Origin of the sequence: Rhodococcus zopfii NBRC 100606 = JCM 9919 (assembly GCF_001895025.1) — a bacterium.
GTDB classification, from domain to species: Bacteria; Actinomycetota; Actinomycetes; order Mycobacteriales; family Mycobacteriaceae; genus Rhodococcus; species Rhodococcus zopfii.
In genome coordinates this window covers 99,399-114,585 of record NZ_BCXI01000015.1, presented here as the reverse complement: position 1 = coordinate 114,585, position 15,187 = coordinate 99,399, and the positions used below count along the sequence as shown (strand labels likewise).

Genomic DNA, 15,187 nt, shown 5'->3' with positions numbered 1-15,187 from the left:
CTGCGGTGGAGCCACTTTCGAAACACGGCTCAGAGCACATTCCGGTAGCAATCCGGATCGGTCGGTTTGTCGCCGCGGCCGTGCCCACGTAGGTCCGGCGGGAGCAGCCGGTACCGCGGGCGCAGCGCCGCGAGATACCCGAAGCCCCGCCAGATCGCCGACGACAACGCGCTCCCGTGCGCGAGCAGCAGCGCAGGAGCATCCTCCGGGCCCACCGTCGCGTACGCGACGGCGGTGCCGTCGACAGGATTGATCGCTCGACTCATCCTCCGAGTGTGACCGATCGTGTCACGCCGATCTCCCCGAGGAACCGTTCGTCGTGCGACACCACCACGAGCGCACCCTCGAACGCCAGCAGCGCCTGCGCCAGATGCTCGAGGCTCGGCAGATCGAGATTGTTCGTCGGCTCGTCGAGCAAGAGCAACCGCGGTGCCGGATCGGCCGCGAGCAGGATGGCCAGCGCCGCCCGCAAGCGCTCGCCGCCCGACAGCACGCCGACCGGGCGATCGGCATCCGCACCGCGGAACAGGAAACGCGCCAGCCGCGCCCGGATATCCTGCGGTGCGCGATGCGGTGCCCGCAAGGCAGCGTTCTGTGCGACGGACAGGTTGTCGTCGAACACGTCGAGGCGCTGGGGAAGCATCGCGAACGGCACCCGTGGCGGGGCGTCCACGATGCGATGCAGCAGGGTCGTCTTCCCGGAACCGTTCGGGCCGTGCAGCGCGATGCGGTCGGGACCGACGATCTCGAGCGGCTCGTCGAGGACCCGCTGACCCGGATGCACGACGGTGGCCGGGAGATCCACCCGGATCTCCCGATCGTCACGCACCGCCTCCTGTGCGCGCGTGAGCTGCTCACGGGCCTGCTCGAGATTGCCCTCGTGCTCGCGGCGCAAGCGACCCGCGGACTCCTGCGCCGAACGCTTGCGCGCACCCATGACGATCTTGGGTTCCCGCTTGTTCTCGAACATCTTGCGCCCATATCGTTCTCGACGATCCAGCACGATGTGCGCGGCGGACAGCTCGCGGGCCTGCCGTCGCACGTCGTTGCGGGCGTCGCGGACTGCCGCCTGCGCGGCCTCCTGTTCGGCTGCGACGATCCGCTCGTACTCGCTGTAGCGGCCACCGAACAGACGCAGAGCGCCGTCGCGTAACTCGGCGATCGCATCCATCCGTTCGAGCAGTTCGCGGTCGTGGGAGACCACCACGAGCGTTCCGGTGAACTGCCGTAACGCCTCGGACAACCTGCCGCGCGCGGCGGTGTCGAGGTTGTTGGTCGGTTCGTCGAGCAGCAGGACCTGCGGATCGTCGAGCAGTCGCGAGGTGAGCGCGAGCAGGACCGTCTCGCCGCCCGACAGGGTTCCGACGGTGCGATCGAAGTCGTTCCGGTCCTGCAGGATCCGGTCGAGCCCGAGCCTGTGCACGGTCGCGATCGCGCGTTCCTCGATGTCCCAGCGATCGCCGACGGTGTCGAAGTCCGCGGCGGTTCCGTCACCGGATTCGATGCGCCGCAGTGCTGCCCGGACGTTCTCTATTCCGAGGACGGTCTCGACCCGCAGGTTCGCGTCGAGGGTGATGTCCTGCGGCAGGTAGCCGACGCGTCCGCGTGCCGTGACCGAACCGCGAGTCGGCCTCAGGGATCCCGAAACAAGATGCAGCAGAGTGGTTTTTCCGGATCCGTTGCGGCCGACGAGACCGGTGCGGCCGAGCGGGAACGTCGCGTCGAGCCCGTTGAACACGGGATCGCCGTCCGGATGCGCGTAGTGCAGATCGGAAAGTGAAATGCCGACGGGAGAGGTCATGGGAACTCCTGGAGGTGGGGGCGGATCGCACGTGGGACGTGCGGGGTGCGAAACCTCTACAGGAGCAAGGGCCTTCTCCGATCGGCGACGATGTGACGTAACCACGGTAGGCATCGGGGTCGGGACGCGCAACCGATTTGTCACTGCACTCACAGCGGTCGCCGGGGACACACGGTATCCGGGGCGGGCGTGGGTGCAGAGGGGCGACCCGAGCGTTTCGGTACAGTGCACCCTCATGGTCATTCGTGCGGGTCACGACGCGCTGCGAAAGAGTGGGGTGGGACCGACATCGCAGGCTCGGCCGGTCGACGCTGCCTATGTCCTCGAAGCCGATCGCGGTCACCACCTCGACACACTCTTCTTCTGGGTTTTCGATTCCGGGAGCGGGACACCCCCGACCCCCGCGGAGATCACCGAACACTTTCGGCGGCGCGCGCCGTTCTACGCGCCGATGAGCCGTCGCTTCGTGCGCGTTCCCGGACACCTGGACCACGCGTACTGGGTGGCCGACGACCAGTCGGTGGAGCAGCGGGTCGTCCATGACCAGCGGACAGGACTCGACTGGCCGGCGTTGATCGACGCACTCGAACAACTCGCCGCCACCTCGCTCGACGTCCGCGTCACGGCCTGGCGGATCGACGTATTCCACGGTGTCCGGAACGTTCCCGGCACGACCGCACCCGGGACCGTCGTGGTGTTCCGCGGGAACCATTCACTGATCACGGGACCGATCCTGGATCCCTTGTCGGAGGCGCTGTTCGGCGACGGTATCGAGCCGGTGCACTTCCCGGGTCTGGGCCCGGTCGTTCCTCGCGTGAATCGTGTCCTCGCCGCGGCGCGCGGGATTGCCCGAGCCCCCCGCGCGACGGTGCACTACCTGCGGACGATGCGTGCCGCGCTGCGCGACGCCGAGCGGGCCCTGGCCGGCGCCGCCCCGGGTTCTGCTCCACCGGCGAGCCTCACCGCGACCACGCTCAACCGCGATCCCGGCGACCGGCGCACGCTGCTCGTTCTGCGGCTCGGTCGCGCCGGGCAGCTCCCGAAGGGTTTCACGGTCACCGCGCTCGCGCTGACGGCGGTGTCGGTTGCGCTCGAGCGGTATCTCACCAGCGTCGCCGGACAGTGCCCCCCGGACCTGACCGCATTCGTCACGATCGCGTTGGGTGCGGAAGCGGAGGCCCTCGGCATCAACAGCATCGACTGGACGGATGTCGCGTTGCACCCCGGCATCGACTCGATCCGCGGACGCGCGGCAGCGGTGCTGGCGTCGCTGGTGGAGCGCAGGGAGGCGTCCTCCCTGCGGCATCTGACCGACACGAACGCGATTCCGTCGTTCCTGCTCCCGGCGGAACTGGCCGCGAACCGGCGACGCCTGCGCGCCAGGACCGGTCCGCGCATGCATACGATGCTGACCAGCATCCGAATCGGCAACGACGGTCCGTGGGCGCTGGCCGGTCGGCCGATGCTGTTCGGAACCCTCTGCCCGCCGTTGACCCCTGAGGCCACCGTCACCCACGGGCTGATCGGCCTCGGCGACGATCTGACCCTGACGGTGCTGACCTCCCCGGAGATCATGCCGGACCCGCAGCGCTACGCGGCGCTTCTCGAAGCGGCATTCGAGGAGGTGGCGGCGGCACTCCGGCCCGGGGCGTGAGTGCGGCCGACTCTCGCGGCTGCGAGGTAATGGGTGTCGGTGACCGGCACGGGTCGTCGAACTCGGGCATGATCGAACGGGTGCGCCCTCTTCGACGACGAATGGTCCTGCCGACGCTGACGGTGGCTGCGCTCGTGGTGGCCGGATGTTCCTCCGGTCCCGATCAGCCGGATACTGTCGCCGGGCAGTTCGCGGAGGCGCTCGAGGCGGGTGACGCGCAGACCGCGGCGGATCTGACCACCGACCCGGCGGCCGCGGCCGCAGTGATCGGCGGGTTGTTCGAGGGGCTCGGCTCCGACTCACCCGACGTCACGCTCGGTGGTACCGGGGACGGGGGCACATTCGAGCTCGACGTCGTGTGGCGGTTGGGACCCGACGCGGACGCCGCAGGTGATTCCGGCGAGTGGTCCTATCGCACCGCCGGGTCCGCGGTCGACGGCGACGCGGGCTGGCGGATCCGCTGGGATCCCGCGGTGCTCGCACCCGGGCTGACCGCGGACACGTCGTTGCGGTATGTCCGGACCCAGGGCGTGCCCGCCTCGGTGCTCGATCGCAGCGGTCAGCCGTTGATGGAACAGCGGGTCGTGACGTTGGTGAATCTCGATGCGACCGCGGATCCGGCGGCGGTCGCACCGGTGCTGGCGACCGTCGTGCCGTCGATCACGGCGGAGTCGCTGGCGGCGGATCTCGCGGCGGCCGGGTCCAGCCCGGTGACCGCGTTGACGTTGCGCGACGAGGACCTGGCACCCGTCGAAGCGCGGCTGCTCGCGTTGCCGGGAGTGTCGCTGGTCGCGCAGACACGGTTGCTGACCGTGGATCGGGCACTGGCATCGCCGGTGTGGTCGGGTCTGGCGGAGCGGTGGCAGGACGGGCAGGACGCGGCGGCCGGATGGGCCGTGCAGTCGGTGGAGTCGGACGGTCCGGCGAGGCGGGTGGCGGGTGTCGACGGGTCGGACGCGCCGGACGTGCGCACGACCATCGATCTCGGATTGCAGGCACGCGCGGAGGCCGCGGTCGCGCCGGTGTCGCAGCCTGCCGTCGTCGTGGCGGTGGAACCGTCGACGGGAGCGGTGCGCGCGGTCGCGCAGAACGCGGCGGCGGACGCGGAGGGCCCGGTCGCCCTGACCGGTCTGTACCCACCGGGGTCGACCTTCAAGACGGTGACGACATGGGCGGCGTTGCAGGCGGGCGTGGCGGATCCGGACACCGTGCTGCCGTGCCCCGGCGTCGCGACGATCGAGGACCGCACGATTCCGAACGACGACAGCTTCGATCTGGGAGCGGTGCCTTTGCACACGGCGTTCGCGCGCTCCTGCAATACGACGATGGCGCGGTTGGCGGTGGGCCTGCCGGCGGATGCGCTGACCGATGCCGCGGCACAGTTCGGTCTCGGTATCGACTATGTGACACCGGGGTTGGTGACCGTTACCGGCAGTGTGCCGGTAACGGAGTCGGCGGCGCAGCGCGTCGAGTCGGCGATCGGTCAGGGGACGGTCACGGCATCGCCGTTCGGGATGGCGATGGTCGCGGCGTCGATCGTGCGCGGTTCGCCTCCGCTTCCGATGATCGTGCAGAGCGAGCCGGCGACGGCGGACCGAACAGTGGACGCGGCGTCCGAAACGACGACTGCTGCATTGCGAACTATGATGCGCGAGACCGTGACCGACGGGACCGCAACCGCTTTGCGGGACATTCCGGAACTGATCGGTAAGACGGGGACCGCAGAGTACGGTGACAACAGCGGGGCGCACGGATGGTTCATTGCAGCGCAGAACGATCTTGCGTTCGCGGTTTTCGTTGCGGGGGCGGGTAGTTCGGCTCCCGCGGTGGAAGTGGCAGGACGAATGCTCAGGGGGTGATTCGATCCTCGTAGTCCAACTGTGACAGCATCGTAGGCAAGCTGTGCTTGAGGCTCCAGTGACTGAAGTGAAGGTTGAACTGTATGGGTTCTCGGGAACGGCGACGAGTGCGCGTGGTCGCCCTCATCTCCGCGATCGTGATCTGCGTGGCGGCTGGGATCGTGGCGTTCACGATGGCCGATTCCCGCACCGATGCGGAGCGCCTCGTCGACGATTTCGTCGCAGAATTGAACGATCGTGACGTCGAGGGCGCCGCCGCCCTCACGTCCTACCCGAACGCAGCAGCCGCGACCCTGGCCCAGCTGTTCGACGGGCTCTCCGACGGCACCGTCGACTTCGACATCACCCAGTTGGTCGAGCTCTCCGGCGAGTCCGGCTACTTCACCCTCGCGGGGAACTGGAATTTCGGCCCGGACAAGGACTGGTCCTATCAGGTGGACGGTTCCGTCAAGAAGCTCGCCGTCGGCTGGCGCGTGTCGTGGAGCCCCGACATCGTCGTGCCCGACCTCGGGGGCGGACGTACCGTCCACCACGTGCGCACCGACGCCGCGCCCCCGCGGATCTTCGATCGCAACGGGCAGTTGCTGATGGCCGAGCAGACGATCAACACCGTCGTGCTCGATCCCGCGAAGATGCCCGACCCGGTGTTGACGACCACGCTGCTCGGCGACGTCCTCGCGCCGGTCGCACCGGTCATCACCGCCCAGTCGATGCAGCAGCGCCTCGCGGATCAGCCCGGTGAACGGATCGCCGCCGTCAAGCTGCGTGACCAGGACTACCAGTTCCTCGAGGACGCCATCGTCCCCATTCCCGGCGTCGAGGTGATCAAGACCCCGACGCTCGTCAGCGCCGATCGTCGGATCTCGAGCCCGCTCCTCGACTCGCTGCGCGGCGCGTGGCAGCTCGAGCGCGATCGGACCGCCGGCTGGGCCGTGACCCTGGAGGATCCGCAGGACGGCCCGATCCAGGTCGCCGGATTCCAGGGGCCGCCGCCGCCGGACCTCGTCTCGACCCTCGACTCGCACGTCCAGCTCGCCGCGAAGGAAGCGGTCGTCAGTGTCGGCACGCCCGCCGCGATCGTGGCGGTCCAGCCGTCCACCGGCGGCATCCTCGCCCTCGACGTGAACAACCAGGCGATGGAGCTCGGGCCCGTCGCAACCCTCGGGCTGTACCCGGCGGGCTCTGCCCTGGACCCGGTCCGGGTCGCGGCAGGCATCGCCCTGGGGAAGGACCCGTCGCAGGTCAGCACCGCCGAACTGGGTGACATCGCGCGCAGCCTCGGTCTCGGCCTCGACTATTCCGTGCCCGGATTCGACTTCGAGACCGCACAGTTCGGCCAGGGTCGCAGCGGGGTCGTGCAGTTCGCGAGATCCGCGGCCGACAGCGACACCCTGCTCAGCCCGATCGGGGCCGCGCTGCTCGCGGCGTCGATCGCCCGCGGCACGGCGCCCCCGCCCACGATCGTCCAGGGACAGCCCGCGACCGTCGCGGACCCGGCCGAACCGCTGCCGGCCGCGGTGATCGACGCGCTGCGCGGCATGATGGGCGACAACGTCCAGAACGGACCGGCGTCGTTCCTGAAGGGCCATCCCGGCCTGACGGGCATTGCAGGGGAGAACGGCAACGACCGCTGGTTCTACGGCGTCCGCGGCGACATGGCGTTCGCGGTGTTCGTCGCGAACGCCGACGGCGGCGACCGCGCGATCAAGATGGCCGACATGTTCCTGCGCGAACTCGCGAAGCCGGCCGACGCGTTCTGATCGGGCACCGGCACCAGCGTTCGCGGGCGGAATCGGACCACGGTACGTTTATCCTTCGTGACCGTCTTCGACCTGCTGCTGCTGCTCGTCGTCGCGGGCTTCTTCGCCGGGCTCATCGGCTTCGTCACCGGACTCGCGTCGATCGTGTCCTATCCCGCCCTCCTCGCGGTCGGCCTGTCGCCGGTCGCGGCGAATGTCACCAACACGGTCGCGATGGTCGGTGTCGGGGTCGGCGCGTTGTCCAACTCGGCGCGCGAGGTCGTCGACACCGGACCGCGGGTGTGGCGGTGGACCGCCTATGCGGCGATCGGCGGTGTGGCCGGTGCGGTCGTGCTGCTCGCTGCGCCCGATGGGTCGTTCGAGGCGATCGTCCCGTACTTGGTGGTGCTCGCCGCGCTCGCATTGCTGTTCCAGCCCCGAATCCGCGCGCTCGCCGGGGACCGCGACCTGCCGCGCACCTTCTCGGCGGCGGTGTTCGTCGTCGCCGTGTACGGCGGGTACTTCGGCGCGGGCGCCGGCGTGATCTTCCTGGCGCTCATCCTCGTGTGCTCGTCCGAGAGCATCTGGCGGGCCAGCATCCTCAAGAGCTACCTGCTCGGCGTCGCGAACCTCGTCGCCGCGATCGGATTCGCCGCATTCGGTCCGGTGCACTGGCCCGCGGCCGTCGCGATGGCGATCGGGACGGCCGCGGGCGGCTGGTGCGGCCCGCCGGTCGTCAGGCGCATTCCCGCCGGTGTGCTGCGGATCGGTGTGGCGATCGCGGGGTTCGGTCTCGCCGCGTGGCTCGCAGTGCGGTAGCCGTCCGTGCGCCGGAACGGCCTGCACCCGCGCCCGGGACCGTCCGCAACACTCAGTGCACCGCCTGCATCATCTTGCGGATCCACGGCGAGATCAGCATCAGCACGACGCCGACGAGGATCGACGCCCCGCCGATCCACAGGTAGTACGGCACCTCGTTGCTCTCGTCGTAGTACTTGGCGAGGGTGCCGGCCATCGCCGTGCCCAGAGCCACCGACAGGAAGAACAACGCCACCATCTGGGTGTGGAAGCTCCGCGGGGCGAGCTTCGTCGACAGCGACAGACCCACCGGGGACAGGAACAGTTCGGCGAACGTGAACAGCAGCAGGATGCCCGCCAGACCGAGCAGTGGCGCACTGTTCGACCCGCCACCGGACATCGGGATGAAGCACAGGAAGGCGACGCCCATGATGATCGTGCCGATCGAGAACTTCATCGGCGACGACGGCTGGCGTGGACCCAGCTTCGTCCACGCGGCGGCGAACACGCCCGCGAAGATGATGATGAACACCGGGTTGATCGACTGCACCCACGACGGCGGGAAGTCCCAGCCGAACAGGTTCCGGTCGAGCCGCGTGTCCGAGTACACCGCGACCATCGTGAACTGCTGCTGGAACAGCGACCAGAACGCGGCGCTCGCCAGGAACATCGGGATGAACGAGATGACGCGTTTGCGCTCGACCGGCGTGATCGCCCGGCTCGACAGGATGAGCGCGAAGTAGACGACCGCCGCGATGATGGTCAGGGTCACCACGAGGTCCGACATGTTGTCGGTGGTGATCAGGCCGGTCAGCGCGGCCACGGCGATGATCAGAACGGCGGCGGCCGCGAGGGCCGCGACGCGCATCCGCAGCGCCGCCGGTAGCGGGTGCGGGGGTGTCGCCCCGATGCCCGCGAGCCGCTTGCGCCCGATCGAGTACTGGATCAGGCCGATGGCCATGCCGATCGCGGCGAGGCCGAAGCCGTAGTGGAAGCCCATGCTGGTCTGCACCCAGCCGGTGAGCAGCGGGCCGGCCAGGGCGCCGAGGTTGATGCCCATGTAGAAGATCGAGAAGCCCGCGTCGCGGCGTTCGTCGTGTTCTTCGTACAGGTCGCCGACCAGCGACGTCGCGTTCGCCTTGAGTCCGCCGCTGCCGACGGCGATGAGCACCAGGCCCACGCCGACACCGGCCAGCCCGGGGATCAGCGCCAGCGCGACGTGGCCGCACATGACCATCACGGCGCTGTAGAACAGGGTCCGTTCGGAGCCGAGCAACCGGTCGGCGATCCACGCGCCGAGGATCGTGGACAGGTAGACGGTGCCGCCGTAGGCGCCGACGATCGAGGTTGCGGCCGCCTTGCTGATTGCCAGCCCGCCCTCGTCTGCCGAGTAGTACAGGTAGTAGATCAGGATGCCCTGCATGCCGTAGAAGGAGAATCGCTCCCACATCTCGACACCGAACAGGTTGGCCAGAGCGAGCGGCTGGCCGAAGAACCGGTGGTCGGATCGCGAATCCTGGCGTGCCGCGAGATCACTCATGAATGTCACTTTCTCATCGGGAACAGTGCACGCGCGGAGGTTTCGGAGGCCGGACGCGCCGGCGTCACCGGGTCGGGACGCTGCGGCGAGCCCAGACGCGGGCGATCAACCGCCAGCCGACCAGGAACACTCCGAGGAAGATCGTCGCGACCACGATGAACGCCGTTGCCGTGCCCTGGCCGGTGGCCGCGCGCAGCAGCATGCCGACGATCAGCGTGCACAGCCACACCAGGAGTCCGGTCGGGACGGCGGCGCGCGCGTCGAACTTGTCGCGGTAGAGCCCGGCGGTCGCGAACCAGCCGACGGTGAGGCCGGCGAGGAACGGCCACGCCGTCGTGGCGATACCCGGAATGTTCAGGGTTTCGTCGTGGCTGGAACGCCCGAGAGCGGCGAAGACCACGACGAGGACGATGTCGATCAACAGCGCCGGCGCGTACTTTTTCACGAACTCAAGGGTAGGTCGCCGACGAAAACGAGCGCCCTCCGGGGACGGAGGGCGCTCGTTCGGGGGTGCCGCGGATCAGGCCTGCAGGCCGGCCTCGATCTCGAGGTTGATGGTGATCTTGTCGCCGACGACGGCGCCGCCACCCTCGAGCGGCATGTCGATGCTGATGCCGAAGTCCTTGCGGTTGATGACGGTGGTGGCTTCGAAGCCGGCGACCGGGCCGTTGCCCATGCCGGGGTTGACGCCGTTGAACTCGAGCTCGAGCTCGACGGGCTTGGTGACGCCGTGGAGGGTGAACTCGCCGTCGACGACGTAGCCCTTGCCGGTGCTGCGGACACCGGTGGAGGTGAAGGACGCGGTGGGGAACTGCTCGGCGTCGAAGAAGTCGGCGGACTTGATGTGCGCGTCGCGGTCGCTGTTCTTGGTGTCGATCGAGTCGACGGCGATCTCGGCGGACACGGCCGCGGTGCCGTCCTCGGCGACGGTCACGGCGCCGCTGAAGTTCTCGAAGCTGCCGCGAACCTTGCTGACGACGAGGTGGCGGACGGTGAAGCCGACGGTCGAGTGGACGGGGTCGATGGCCCAGGTGCCGGCGGTGAGGCCCGGGAACGTCGTGCTGGTGGTGGTCGTCATGGCAACTCCTCGTATTGATTGAAGTTTCAACTTCTGATGTGTTCCACGATGACACCGAATGGTTGATTGCGCAACTACTCTGTGGCGTGGATCACGATGAGGCCCGGCCCGGATCCCGCTTCGGCGCGTCGCCGGAGGGGGGCGCGGACTCGCTCCGCCGCGTCAGCAGTGACCGTGCCTGGTGCTCGCGCTCGAGATCCAGTTCGGCGTCGTCGATGCGATGCGACCGGTACTGCACCGCGATGACGATCCAGCCCACGATCGCGACGATGACAAAGCTGACCACGCGATACACGAACACCGCCGCCAGCGACTGCGAGGCGCTCATCCCCGCCGCCGTCAGCGTCGCGATCAGCGTGCCGTCGACGAAACCCAGTCCGCCCGGAGCCAGCGGCACACTCGCCACCGCTTTCGCCGCGGTGAACGCGATCAGCAACCCCGGCAGCGACGGATCCCCGCCGACCGTCCAGCACGCCAGACCCAGGCATGCCACGTCGGACATCCGGTGCACGCCGGACCATCCCAGGGCGGTCAGCGCGTCCCGGCGACCGAGTTTCACCGACTCGAGCTGACTCAGGATCCGCTCGAACGTCTGCACGCCCGTCTCGGCCGGCTTCTTCGTGACTCGGTTGGCGCGGTGGATCACCCACAGGCCCAGCGCCTCGATCGACGACGGATTCTTCGCGATTTGACGCAACCCGAAGAACAGGGCGAACGTACCGGCGACGGCCAATACCAGCGTGACCGGGCTGACCCGCGAACCGACCGCCAGTGCTCCCGCCACCCCGACCGCCGCGAGGGTCGCCGTCGCGATCACCCCGGACACCGCGAGCTGCCAGGACGCGACGACCGGCGTCGCACCCCAGCGGCGCGTCGCCTTGTAGGTGAACGCCGTGGAGAACACCGGCCCGGCCGGCAAGGTCACCGACATCGCCGTACTCGCGTAGACCACCGATGCCGAACGGAAGTGCCCGACGGTGACCCCACCGGCGTGGAGCAGGCGCTGCTGGACACCGGCGAACCCGCTCAGCGACGCGGCCTGGGCCGCGATACATGCTGCGAACCAGCCCCAATGCATCTCCGTCAGCGCCCGCCACGAATCGCTCAGCGACGGCCACAGGTAGACGGCCTCGACCGTCAGCAACACCACGAGCGCGGCGCCGAGCAGCCATTTCGCCCATACGAAGCCGCCCCGGCGCGGCGCGGCGCCGGGACGGGGTGGTTCATCGCGAGGCGGCGCCACGCGGATCAGCGTAGCCAACGCCCTGCTGCGACCGGTCTCACTTCACTCGGGATATTTCACCGGCGAGGCCAGGTGGGTCAGCCGCCGGCGGCCCCGCAGCTGCACCTCGTCGCCCAGCTCCCAGTGCTCGCGTTCCTCGTCGTCGGCGAAGTACAACGCACTCGACGACGCCAGCACCCGGCTCGGACGCATCTTCGCGAGCTCGGTCAGGCGCGACGCCTCGTTCACCGGATCACCGATCACCGTGTACTCGAACCGCTCCGCCGCACCGATGTTGCCGGCCACCGCGAGCCCCGCCGACACGCCGATGCCGATATCGAGGCCGGTGATCTCGTCGAGGGCGAACCGCAGCTCGCGCGCCGCGGCCAGTGCCGCCGTCGGGGCATCCGGGCGGTCCAGTGGCGCCCCGAAGATCGCCAGCGCCGCATCACCCATGAACTTGTTGACGAACCCGTGGTGCCGGTCGACGACATCGACCACGACCCGGAAGAACTCGTTGAGCAGGTCCACGACCTCGCTCGGCGGCCGTTCCGCGGCGGTCGCGGTGGAGCCGACCATGTCGACGAACAGCACCGCCACGTATCGAGTCTCCCCGCCCAGCTCGGTGCCGTACTGCAACGCGCGGCGCGCCACATCCTCGCCGACGTGCTGACCGAACAGTTCGCGCAGCCGCCGCCGCTCGTCGGACTCGGCCATCATCCGGTTGAAGCCGACCTGCAGACGGCCCATCTCGCTGCCGTCGAACACCTCGACCTGCACCCCGGTCGCGCCGCGCTGCACCCGCTCGATCGCCCAGCGCAACTGTTTGACCGGATCGGAGATCTGCGCCGAGGTCAGCGTCGAGAGCACCAGCGCCAGCCCGATCGCCATGATCGACAGCGCGAGGATCGCCCACGACAGCGAATCCGGGGAGAACTCCATATCCGACGTGAGCTGGGTGACGCACAACAGCACGATCCCGGCCACTGGCATCAGGGTGCCCAGCCCCCACGTCATCGCCAGACGGGTGCCGACCCCGGGCGCCATGGTCCGATCGAACCGGCCCTCGCTGAGCGCCTGGGCGGCCACCGGGCGCAGAATCCGTTCACCGAGCATGTAGGTGAATCCGAACGTGCTGGTCGCCGCCATCGCCACGGTGATCGCCACCGCCGCGGCCAGCGACGGCATCTCCTCCGCGGTGAGGAACACGAACAACACCCCGCCGAGGATCCACAACACCAGATGCACGATCGCCTGCCGCAGCGGTGCGTGCAGCGCGGCCATCTGCTCCGAGCGCGTCGGCGGGCCCCCGCGCAGCTGCCAGCGCACCACCGACCGCAGCATCACCGCCGCAGCGGTGAGACTGACGACACCGGCGAATGCGAGATACACGGCGAACACCGCGAAGTTGCGGACCCGGTCCGCGATGATGTTCGCCGATTCCGCGATCGGGATGCCGTAGCGGACGAACGCGAACACCAGCAGGGCGCCGAACAGATTCGAAGCGCCCATCGAGACCATATAGAGCGGCCAGCGACTACGCAGCGTCGTCGCAACAGCCCGATATGACCTCAGCACGACTTCAAATCAAACCACTGTGGCTACGGTCACAGCACGTCGTGGTCCATAAAACGCGTCACCGGGAGGCTACGATCTGCTCGATCGATACGAATCGGGGGAACGTCGGAAATGGGAGGAACCGTACGAGACCGGCATGATGCCGATCCGGATGCACCGCTGTGGCGAGCTTCGCAGGTGTTCCGCCTCGTCACCCTCGCGTATGCGGTCAGCTCCCAGATCTCCACCGTGCCCAACTACACGAGACCCGAGCTGAGCTGGTTCTTCATCGCCGTGCTTGCGGGGTGGTCGGTGCTCTCGGCGGTGCTGCTGTCGCGAGGAACGACGCAACGCTGGAAGGTCGTGGCACTCGACCAGGTCGTCGCGATCGCCCTCATGGGCGCGACCCGGATCGTCGCCGACCCCGAGTGGTACAGCAACCATCAGACCATGCCGACCACCCTGTGGGTCGCCAATGCGGTGCTGTCCGCAGCGGTGCTCGGTGGTCCGGCCGCCGGGACCTGCTCGGCACTGGTGATGGCCACCGTCAGTGCCGTCGTGCGCGACCAGATCAACCTCGACCTGTGGCGGGACGCGACGGCCCCGGTGCTCGTCGCGGTCGGCGTCGCGATGGGGTTCGCGACCGTGACCGCGCGCCGCGCCCACCGGCAGCTCGAACAGGCGGTGCGTATGGCCGCCGCCACCGAGGAACGCGACCGGCTCGCCCGTCAGGTCCACGACGGGGTGCTGCAGGTGCTCGCGCTCGTCCAACGGCGCGGGAACGAACTCGGGGGGCCGGCAGCCGAGCTGGCCCGGCTCGCCGGCGAACAGGAAGCCGCGCTGAGGATGCTCATCTCCGAACAGGACACCCGCGTCGACTGCGGTGACGAACAGGTGGATCTGCGCGCACTGCTGCGCGTCCGGGCCGGCGCGAACGTGACGGTGTCCGCTCCTGCCGATCCCGTCCTGCTCGACCGGGTCCGTGCCGCCGAGCTCGCCGCCGCCGCCGCCACGGCCCTGGAGAACACCGCGCTGCACGCCGGTCCCGGCGCCAAGGCCTACGTGCTGCTCGAGGACCTCGGGGACGAGGTGATCCTCAGCATCCGCGACGACGGCAGCGGCATCCCCGACGGTCGGCTCGCCGAGGCGCAGGCGCAGGGCCGGATGGGCGTGTCCAAGTCGATCGTCGGCCGCGCCGCCTGGCTGGGCGGTGTCGCAGTCCTCGACAGTGCTCCCGGTGAGGGCACCGAATGGGAGATCCGGGTACCGCGGGTGGTCACTCGTGACTGAGCCCGCCCCGATCACGGTGATGGTGGTCGACGACCATCCCATCTGGCGTGACGCCGTTTCCCGCGACCTCGAGGCCGCGGGTTTCCGCGTCGTCGCCGGTGCCGACAGCGTCGGGACCGCCGGGCGGCGCGCGGCAGCGGTGCGGCCGGCCGTCGTGCTCATGGACATGTCGCTGCCCGACGGGAGCGGCACCGACGCGACCGTCGCGGTGCTGCGCGCCTCGCCCGCGACCCGGGTGCTGGTGCTGTCCGCGTCGTCCGAACGCGACGACGTGCTCGGCGCGGTGAAGGCCGGTGCGTCGGGGTATCTCGTCAAGAGTGCGTCGGCCTCCGAACTGGTGGAGGCGGTCGCGGCCACGGCAGCCGGCCAGGCGGTGTTCACTCCCGGGCTGGCCGGGCTGGTGCTCGGCGAGTACCGGCGGATGTCGGCGACGGCGGACCGGCGCTCACCCGCACCACCGACGCTCACCGATCGGGAGACCGAGGTGCTCCGGTTCGTCGCAAAAGGTATGTCCGCCAAGCAGATCGCCGCGAAACTCACCCTCAGTCACCGGACGGTGGAGAACCACGTCCAGGCGACCTTGCGAAAATTGCAGCTCGCCAACCGTGTCGAACTGACCCGCTACGCCATCGAGCAGGGACTGGAATAG

General features: G+C 69.1%; 12 protein-coding genes and 1 pseudogene. 6 read left to right on the top strand and 7 right to left on the bottom strand.

Features of this window, described 5'->3' with window-relative positions; all coding sequences use genetic code 11:
- Positions 1 to 44 precede the first annotated feature (44 nt).
- Positions 45 to 266: pseudogene (locus tag RZ1_RS11430) on the bottom strand (alpha/beta fold hydrolase); the annotation flags it as partial.
- On the bottom strand, positions 263 to 1,801 hold the full coding sequence (locus tag RZ1_RS11425; protein WP_072811918.1) for an ABC-F family ATP-binding cassette domain-containing protein: 1,539 nt from the start codon (positions 1,799 to 1,801) through the stop codon (positions 263 to 265). The gene RZ1_RS11425 and the pseudogene RZ1_RS11430, both read right to left, overlap by 4 nt.
- A 235-nt stretch (positions 1,802 to 2,036) precedes the next feature.
- Between RZ1_RS11425 and RZ1_RS11420 the strand changes: the two genes are divergently transcribed.
- The 4 genes from RZ1_RS11420 to RZ1_RS11405 all read left to right on the top strand — a co-directional run bounded on the left by RZ1_RS11420 (position 2,037) and on the right by RZ1_RS11405 (position 7,872).
- Positions 2,037 to 3,455, top strand: coding sequence for a WS/DGAT domain-containing protein (locus RZ1_RS11420; protein ID WP_169917915.1), 1,419 nt, complete (start codon positions 2,037 to 2,039; stop codon positions 3,453 to 3,455).
- Positions 3,456 to 3,523: 68 nt separating this feature from the next.
- Entirely contained in the window at positions 3,524 to 5,314 is a 1,791-nt protein-coding gene (locus tag RZ1_RS11415; RefSeq protein WP_072812062.1) for a penicillin-binding transpeptidase domain-containing protein, read from the top strand.
- Positions 5,315 to 5,397: 83 nt separating this feature from the next.
- A complete protein-coding gene (locus RZ1_RS11410; protein WP_072811915.1) occupies positions 5,398 to 7,074 on the top strand; it encodes a penicillin-binding protein in 1,677 nt (558 codons plus the stop codon).
- Positions 7,075 to 7,131: 57 nt separating this feature from the next.
- Positions 7,132 to 7,872, top strand: coding sequence for a sulfite exporter TauE/SafE family protein (locus RZ1_RS11405; protein ID WP_072811913.1), 741 nt, complete (start codon positions 7,132 to 7,134; stop codon positions 7,870 to 7,872).
- A gap of 52 nt (positions 7,873 to 7,924) precedes the next feature.
- On the opposite strand, the gene RZ1_RS11400 is transcribed toward RZ1_RS11405, so the two are convergent.
- From RZ1_RS11400 to RZ1_RS11380, 5 genes are all read right to left on the bottom strand, one after another.
- A complete protein-coding gene (locus RZ1_RS11400) occupies positions 7,925 to 9,391 on the bottom strand; it encodes a peptide MFS transporter (protein WP_072812060.1) in 1,467 nt (488 codons plus the stop codon).
- Positions 9,392 to 9,455: 64 nt separating this feature from the next.
- Positions 9,456 to 9,836 (bottom strand): DUF3054 domain-containing protein, encoded by a 381-nt coding sequence (locus RZ1_RS11395; protein ID WP_072811912.1) that lies wholly within the window; start codon positions 9,834 to 9,836, stop codon positions 9,456 to 9,458.
- A 75-nt stretch (positions 9,837 to 9,911) separates the two neighbouring features.
- Positions 9,912 to 10,469 carry a YceI family protein gene (locus RZ1_RS11390; protein WP_072811910.1) on the bottom strand — a complete coding sequence of 186 codons (558 nt, stop codon included), beginning with the start codon at positions 10,467 to 10,469 and terminating at the stop codon, positions 9,912 to 9,914.
- 91 nt (positions 10,470 to 10,560) lie between these two features.
- Positions 10,561 to 11,712: a lysylphosphatidylglycerol synthase transmembrane domain-containing protein gene (locus RZ1_RS11385; RefSeq protein WP_072811908.1), complete on the bottom strand. Its 1,152-nt coding sequence runs from the start codon at positions 11,710 to 11,712 to the stop codon at positions 10,561 to 10,563.
- 42 nt (positions 11,713 to 11,754) lie between these two features.
- The gene (locus RZ1_RS11380; protein ID WP_072811906.1) at positions 11,755 to 13,212 is read right to left on the bottom strand and encodes an adenylate/guanylate cyclase domain-containing protein; all 1,458 of its coding nucleotides are present in this window, start codon (positions 13,210 to 13,212) and stop codon (positions 11,755 to 11,757) included.
- A 168-nt stretch (positions 13,213 to 13,380) separates the two neighbouring features.
- Here RZ1_RS11380 and macS point away from each other — a divergent pair, with 168 nt between their 5' ends.
- Positions 13,381 to 14,538: a MacS family sensor histidine kinase gene (gene macS / locus RZ1_RS11375; protein WP_072811904.1), complete on the top strand. Its 1,158-nt coding sequence runs from the start codon at positions 13,381 to 13,383 to the stop codon at positions 14,536 to 14,538.
- 19 nt (positions 14,539 to 14,557) lie between these two features.
- The gene (locus RZ1_RS11370; protein ID WP_072812058.1) at positions 14,558 to 15,187 is read left to right on the top strand and encodes a response regulator; all 630 of its coding nucleotides are present in this window, start codon (positions 14,558 to 14,560) and stop codon (positions 15,185 to 15,187) included.

Bases quoted from the DNA above. Each gene is read 5' to 3' on its own strand.
- RZ1_RS11425 (WP_072811918.1), bottom strand. From the start codon at position 1,801: ATGACCTCTCCCGTCGGCATTTCACTTTCCGATCTGCACTACGCGCAT.
- RZ1_RS11420 (WP_169917915.1), top strand. From the start codon at position 2,037: ATGGTCATTCGTGCGGGTCACGACGCGCTGCGAAAGAGTGGGGTGGGA.
- RZ1_RS11415 (WP_072812062.1), top strand. From the start codon at position 3,524: ATGATCGAACGGGTGCGCCCTCTTCGACGACGAATGGTCCTGCCGACG.
- RZ1_RS11410 (WP_072811915.1), top strand. From the start codon at position 5,398: ATGGGTTCTCGGGAACGGCGACGAGTGCGCGTGGTCGCCCTCATCTCC.
- RZ1_RS11400 (WP_072812060.1), bottom strand. From the start codon at position 9,391: ATGAGTGATCTCGCGGCACGCCAGGATTCGCGATCCGACCACCGGTTC.
- RZ1_RS11390 (WP_072811910.1), bottom strand. From the start codon at position 10,469: ATGACGACCACCACCAGCACGACGTTCCCGGGCCTCACCGCCGGCACC.
- RZ1_RS11380 (WP_072811906.1), bottom strand. From the start codon at position 13,212: ATGGTCTCGATGGGCGCTTCGAATCTGTTCGGCGCCCTGCTGGTGTTC.
- macS (WP_072811904.1), top strand. From the start codon at position 13,381: ATGGGAGGAACCGTACGAGACCGGCATGATGCCGATCCGGATGCACCG.
- RZ1_RS11370 (WP_072812058.1), top strand. From the start codon at position 14,558: ATGGTGGTCGACGACCATCCCATCTGGCGTGACGCCGTTTCCCGCGAC.